The sequence below is a fragment of the Allomuricauda sp. CP2A genome, assembly GCF_001683915.1.
Lineage (GTDB): Bacteria > Bacteroidota > Bacteroidia > Flavobacteriales > Flavobacteriaceae > Flagellimonas.
Genome location: NZ_LXTT01000149.1, coordinates 1 through 5,409, shown reverse-complemented (window position 1 = coordinate 5,409; position 5,409 = coordinate 1). Strand labels below are relative to the sequence as shown.

The window sequence follows — 5,409 nt, the reverse complement described above, 5'->3', positions numbered from 1 at the left end:
ATATTAAATAAACTTCATATATAATGGTAACGATATATTTTGTGATTTATGTCTTGATGTGTTGTAAGATGACTAATTATAATATGTATTAAAGTGAGATATATACCCGCCCATTACTGATATGTTTCTTATAATTTCATGGCCTTTCTTTTGCCTATTCTTGGAATCAGAGAGGACTTGATTCAAACCTTTACCTTTTTATTGAATACCAGAAGAACAAAAAGATGGCTCCTACCCTATCATTTTCGTCTTACGCATTGGCGAAAAAAGGGATGTGAATTTTCTCTGGAATCCTCCTAAGACCGACTTGGGAACTATTAAACCCACTTGACTTTTTCAGAATCAACCAAAAATATCTGGCAGACAAATAAGGTTGAGGATATTCATCAATCCTTTAATAGCCGCTTGCTAAAAGTCGAGGACTAAAGTGCCAAGCGCATGAACAGTTCATGGGTGGCATTGTCAATACCGTTCACTGGTCTCTCCGTGGCATTTTCATAGGCATAGCCGATGTCAAACCCTTGACCGACATTGAACAGGAAGAGTCCTTGGACGAAATCAACCCTTTGGTGGTCACTTAAAAACTGATGGTCTACATACTTTTCCATGTGATCACAGATTATTTAATGCTGCAAACATTTTATTCATTGGCAAATTACAGTTACCATAAATCCAGCAAACAAAACACTACAATCCAAAACTTACTCGTATCCTACCGGAATTTATTGATAGCACTAACTATTCCCGTATTTGCATCAAAGAATTTCATGCTGAACACATTACTTTATTTTGAATTTTCATTTTCTAAAAATTCTTCAGAGAATCATAACTAAGAATTTGTTTACTAAAATCAAAAAAATTCAGAGTGTATGGAAGAGATCATTGAACATTCAAAATTTGGAGCAAGAAAAGAGGATAAGCAAGTAGTAGTAATTACAGGTAGCAGTGGCCTAATCGGGTCTTCGTTGATAAAACGATTATCCAAAAATTATAGAGTGGTCGGTTTGGACCGGGCCGGGCCTCCGTACCCTCCCTTGCAGGCCGAATGCATAAATTTTGACATTACTAATGAGAAAGCCATCCATGCCGCCATGGAACGCATCCGGTATGGGTACGGCAACAAGATTGCTTCTGTTATACATTTAGCCGCCTATTATGATTTTGGTGAAAAAGATAATCCCAAATACCATGAAATCAATGTAGAGGGCACCAAAAAATTTCTGCGACAATTACAAGACTTTGACGTAGATCAATTTCTGTTTTCAAGTTCCAATCTTATTTATAAACCCACTGAACCCGGTGTTAAAATCAATGAGGATTGTCCGGTAGAAACCAATTGGGGCTATCCAGAATCCAAAGTTCTGACGGAAGACCTCATTAAAAAAAACAACAATAATATACCCGCTGTTTTCCTCCGAATTGCGGGAATTTATACGGATGAGGGCCATTCCATTCCCATCACACAACAAATCAAGCGCATTTATGAAAAAGAATTACTTAGTCATTTTTATTCTGGAGATGTAAACCACGGTGATGTTTTTGTGCATTTGGAAGACGTGGTAGATGCCGTGGAAAAGACTGTCGACAAACGGAAAGATATACCCAATGAAATGGCTATCAATATCGGGGAACCCACATCACCAACCTACCAAGAACTTCAAGACACCATCGGCAACCTATTGCACGGAAAGGACTGGGACACCTATGAAATGCCAAGAGCCTTGGCAAAGGCAGGTGCTTGGGCCCGTGACCTTGTCAGTGACCCCTTTATTAAACCTTGGATGATCGATAGGGCAGGTGCCCATTATGAACTCGACATAGGGAGGGCAAAGGATTACTTGGACTGGGAACCAAAGCACCGAATCATGGATACATTGCCCAAGATGATTGAAGACCTTAAGGCCGACCCTGAGGCTTGGTACATGAAAAACAACCTGGATTAGATTATGGGACAACGTTCGGAATACATACCACCAGGCTGGGATTATAATCCCGCGGCTTGGTCGCAACGCATTCCTATTGTTATTCTCGCCTTTGTTGGCTTTGGAATTGCCACTTATCTTTCTCTGTACCAATTGAACTATGTCGATACAGTATGGGAGCCCTTTTTTGGGGATGGAAGCATTACGATCTTAAATTCGAAAATCTCTCGTTTGTTGCCCATTCCCGATGCAGCCCTTGGTGCCTTAGGCTACTTGGTGGATGCCATATCGGGTATAATTGGTGGCACAAACCGCTGGCGGAGAATGCCATGGATTGTCATTGTATTTGGATTGGCCGTGGGGCCCTTGGGGTTCATAAGTGTCATGTTGGTTGTTTTCCAACCTGTTCTTTTTTCGGCTTGGTGCACCCTTTGTCTGGCCTCGGCCATAGTCTCCATATCAATGATCGGCCCAGCAATGGATGAGATGTTGGCCAGCCTACAATACATCCAACGGGCCAAAAGATCAGGAATCTCCACGTGGAAAGTGTTCTGGGGCATCCAACCAGAGGTGGAAAAAATAAAATAAACATTAATTGCAACCCAATCGTATGTGGACAATATTTATAAATATCATTTTAGGTATATGGCTGATGGCCGCCCCGACTATATTGGGTTATGGTCCCATAGCATCGGATAATGGACATATAGTAGGCCCGATCATTGTTACCTTTTCCACTATTTCCCTTTGGGAAGCAACCAATGCCGTCCGAAAATGGAACTATCCGTTTGCACTTTGGTTGCTTTTGGCCCCGTGGATCTTGGAATACGACCTTACCATTGCAATTGTTAGCGACATGCTGATCGGGGCAATGGTGTTTGCCATGTCCACTTTAAGGTCAAGCATGAAAAATCGGTATGGTGGAGGTTGGACCTCGCTATGGAAAAAATACCCTGATCACATGAATGATCCAATGGAATAACGAAAAGCTATGTTCAACACAACTACATGGAGCACACGAAAATTGAGCTGGTTTTACGCCTTGGTTATTGCCCTATTGGTCGCTTTTGCTTCCTTTTTGTTGATACACTTTAAAATCATTGAGATTTTTGACGTTCGTATCGTGTATGTTGTCTGTATTTTACTGGGAATATTGGGATTCTCCACAGATTTGGCAAGACGTTCCAAGGAACGCATTTCCTTTATGAGTGCTTTCAAACATTGCTTTAGAACAGGGGCTTTTATGTGTGCCATACTGTTTTCCATTGTAATTGCGGTTGTTTTGGCCGCCCCAAACATCAATGTTATGGAACAGGGTGGTATGGTAAGCAGGGAATCCGACCAGATAGGATTTTGCTTCTCCATGGTCATTGAAATATTTGCGACCATCTTGATGAGCTCTTTTGTTGCGGCCTTTATTCCCGGTATCACCCAAAAGAGGAAATAGCATGTACCTTAAGAGGCCAGTTTTTCCTTGAAATGGTTAATGGTACCACCCTTCATCAATAAATCTATCTGCCGTTTGCTGAGGCTGTGTCGAAGTTTAATTTCTCTTTGATCATTTCTGTTCTTCACCAATGCCATTATGGGATTACCATCGACCAAATCCCGTCTTACATTTTTGAAGCTAATTATTGCCCCTTGTTCCAACACATCATAATCATCTGGATCATCAAACTCCAAGGGGAGAATGCCAAAATTTACAAGGTTCTGCCAAGCGATTCGGGCATAATCTTTTGCAATGACCGCAACTTGGCCCAAATATTTAGGTGCGATTGCTGCATGCTCCCTGCTGCTCCCCTGCGCATAATTCTCACCGGCCACTACAATGTGCCCACCATATTTTTCCTTGGCGTTGAGAGCTCTTTTATAAAAAGTTTCATCTATGACCGCGTATGAGAATTTACTGATCTCGGGAATATTGCTTCGAAAGGGAAGTACCTCGGCACCGGCCTTCATGATCTCATCCGTGGAAATATTATCTCCCATTTTTAAGAGTATGGGTACCTCATATTCTGATTTTAGCCCCTCCATATTGGGAAGCGATTTAATATTGGGGCCTTTTTTGAGCTTTATCTCTGTTTTATGCTTCGTAGGCGGTACCAACATATCTTTGTTGATTATTTCCAATTCGGGGGCTTTAAATGTTGGGTATCCCATACCGTAAATATTTGCAAGTTTTCTTGGATCCGTAATTTCACCTGTTAAGGCTGAAGCCGCAGCGGTTTCGGGGCTGCATAGATATACTTGATCGTCCTTGGTGCCCGATCGGTCCGGAAAATTGCGGGGCATGGTCCGCAAACTTATGGAATTGCTTGCAGGGGCCTGCCCCATTCCAATACACCCCATACATCCAGATTGATGAAAACGGGCACCAGCTTTTATCAAATTTGCAAAGGCCCTGTTTTCAACCATATTTTGGATAATCTGTCGGGAGGTGGGGTTAACATCAAATGAGACCTCAGGATGTATTGTCTTATCCTTGACAATGGCTCCTGCCATCCAAAAATCACGTAATCCCGGGTTGGCCGAAGAACCAATCACTGCCTGACTTATCTTTTTTCCCTCGACTTCTGTTACGGGCACCACATTTCCTGGACTTGTGGGCAAAGCGATCAAAGGAACAAGAGTATCCAAAACAATTTCATCCTCAAGGTCATACGCACAATCACTGTCCGGTAAGATTTCCTTCCAATCCTTTTCGCGACCTTGGGATTTTAAAAAACGTTTTGTTTCCCCATCACTGGGAAAAACCGTGGTGGTCGCCCCCAATTCCGCCCCCATATTGGCTATAACATGGCGATCCATGGCACTTAAATATTTTAATCCTTCGCCGTGGTATTCGATTATTTTGCCCACTCCTGGATAGGGCGGTCAATGTATACCACCTGCGGCGGATGAAAGTGAGCAGTGCAAATCAAGTGCACGAGATCGACTCATTTTGGTGGTGAAGTTAATGTTTATTTTTAATTTTTTTCCTCATAGATTCCCCTTTAATGTCCACCCTGTGCGCTGAGTGCACCAGACGGTCAAGGATGGCGTCAGCGATTGTTTTTTCACCGATGACATCGTGCCATGCCTCCACGGGCAGTTGTGAGGCTATAATAGTGGACTTTTTGCCGTGCCTGTCCTCTATGATCTCCATCAAAGAGTGCCTGTTGATGTTGTCCAATGGTTTTAGGCCAAAGTCATCCAGTATGAGCAGGTCCTGTTTTTCAAGTTTTCCAATGAATTTTAGAAAGGACCCGTCCGCCTTTGAGGTTTTGAGCAGGGTAAAGAGCTTGGCCGTGTTGAAGTACATGGTCCTGTACCCCATTGAGCAGGCCTGGTGCCCAATGGCCGAGGCCAGATAGCTCTTGCCCACCCCGGTGCTCCCGGTAATGAGCATATTTTCACCCTTGTGTATAAATCCACAGGAGGCGTAGCGTTGTATCCTGTTCCTGTCGATGTTCCTTCCAGGGCCGTAATCGATGGCCTCCATAACGGC

The 5,409-nt window shown here is 43.1% G+C and carries 6 protein-coding genes and 1 pseudogene; 4 read left to right on the top strand and 3 right to left on the bottom strand.

The features are described from left to right. Positions 1 to 422 precede the first annotated feature (422 nt). Positions 423 to 608, bottom strand: a complete 186-nt coding sequence (locus A7D14_RS17865) for a hypothetical protein (RefSeq protein ID WP_067037603.1) — start codon at positions 606 to 608, stop codon at positions 423 to 425. Between the two features lie 261 nt (positions 609 to 869). Here A7D14_RS17865 and A7D14_RS17860 point away from each other — a divergent pair, with 261 nt between their 5' ends. From A7D14_RS17860 to A7D14_RS17845, 4 genes are read left to right on the top strand one after another with little or no spacing between them, the layout of a single operon-like run. Further along, positions 870 to 1,943 (top strand): NAD-dependent epimerase/dehydratase family protein, encoded by a 1,074-nt coding sequence (locus tag A7D14_RS17860; protein WP_067037600.1) that lies wholly within the window; start codon positions 870 to 872, stop codon positions 1,941 to 1,943. A gap of 3 nt (positions 1,944 to 1,946) precedes the next feature. After that, positions 1,947 to 2,510: a vitamin K epoxide reductase family protein gene (locus A7D14_RS17855; protein ID WP_067037598.1), complete on the top strand. Its 564-nt coding sequence runs from the start codon at positions 1,947 to 1,949 to the stop codon at positions 2,508 to 2,510. A gap of 22 nt (positions 2,511 to 2,532) precedes the next feature. Then, positions 2,533 to 2,904 carry an SPW repeat protein gene (locus tag A7D14_RS17850; RefSeq protein ID WP_067037596.1) on the top strand — a complete coding sequence of 124 codons (372 nt, stop codon included), beginning with the start codon at positions 2,533 to 2,535 and terminating at the stop codon, positions 2,902 to 2,904. 9 nt (positions 2,905 to 2,913) lie between these two features. Next, entirely contained in the window at positions 2,914 to 3,369 is a 456-nt protein-coding gene (locus A7D14_RS17845; protein WP_141673440.1) for a hypothetical protein, read from the top strand. Positions 3,370 to 3,377: 8 nt separating this feature from the next. Here A7D14_RS17845 and A7D14_RS17840 read toward each other — a convergent pair. Both A7D14_RS17840 and A7D14_RS17835 read right to left on the bottom strand, forming a co-directional pair. Continuing rightward, positions 3,378 to 4,784: pseudogene (locus A7D14_RS17840) on the bottom strand (aconitase family protein); the annotation flags it as partial. Between the two features lie 91 nt (positions 4,785 to 4,875). Next, on the bottom strand, positions 4,876 to 5,409 hold a 534-nt coding region (locus A7D14_RS17835), incomplete at its 5' end, for an ATP-binding protein (protein WP_067032083.1).

Bases quoted from the DNA above. Each gene is read 5' to 3' on its own strand.
- A7D14_RS17865 (WP_067037603.1), bottom strand. From the start codon at position 608: ATGGAAAAGTATGTAGACCATCAGTTTTTAAGTGACCACCAAAGGGTT.
- A7D14_RS17860 (WP_067037600.1), top strand. From the start codon at position 870: ATGGAAGAGATCATTGAACATTCAAAATTTGGAGCAAGAAAAGAGGAT.
- A7D14_RS17855 (WP_067037598.1), top strand. From the start codon at position 1,947: ATGGGACAACGTTCGGAATACATACCACCAGGCTGGGATTATAATCCC.
- A7D14_RS17850 (WP_067037596.1), top strand. From the start codon at position 2,533: ATGTGGACAATATTTATAAATATCATTTTAGGTATATGGCTGATGGCC.
- A7D14_RS17845 (WP_141673440.1), top strand. From the start codon at position 2,914: ATGTTCAACACAACTACATGGAGCACACGAAAATTGAGCTGGTTTTAC.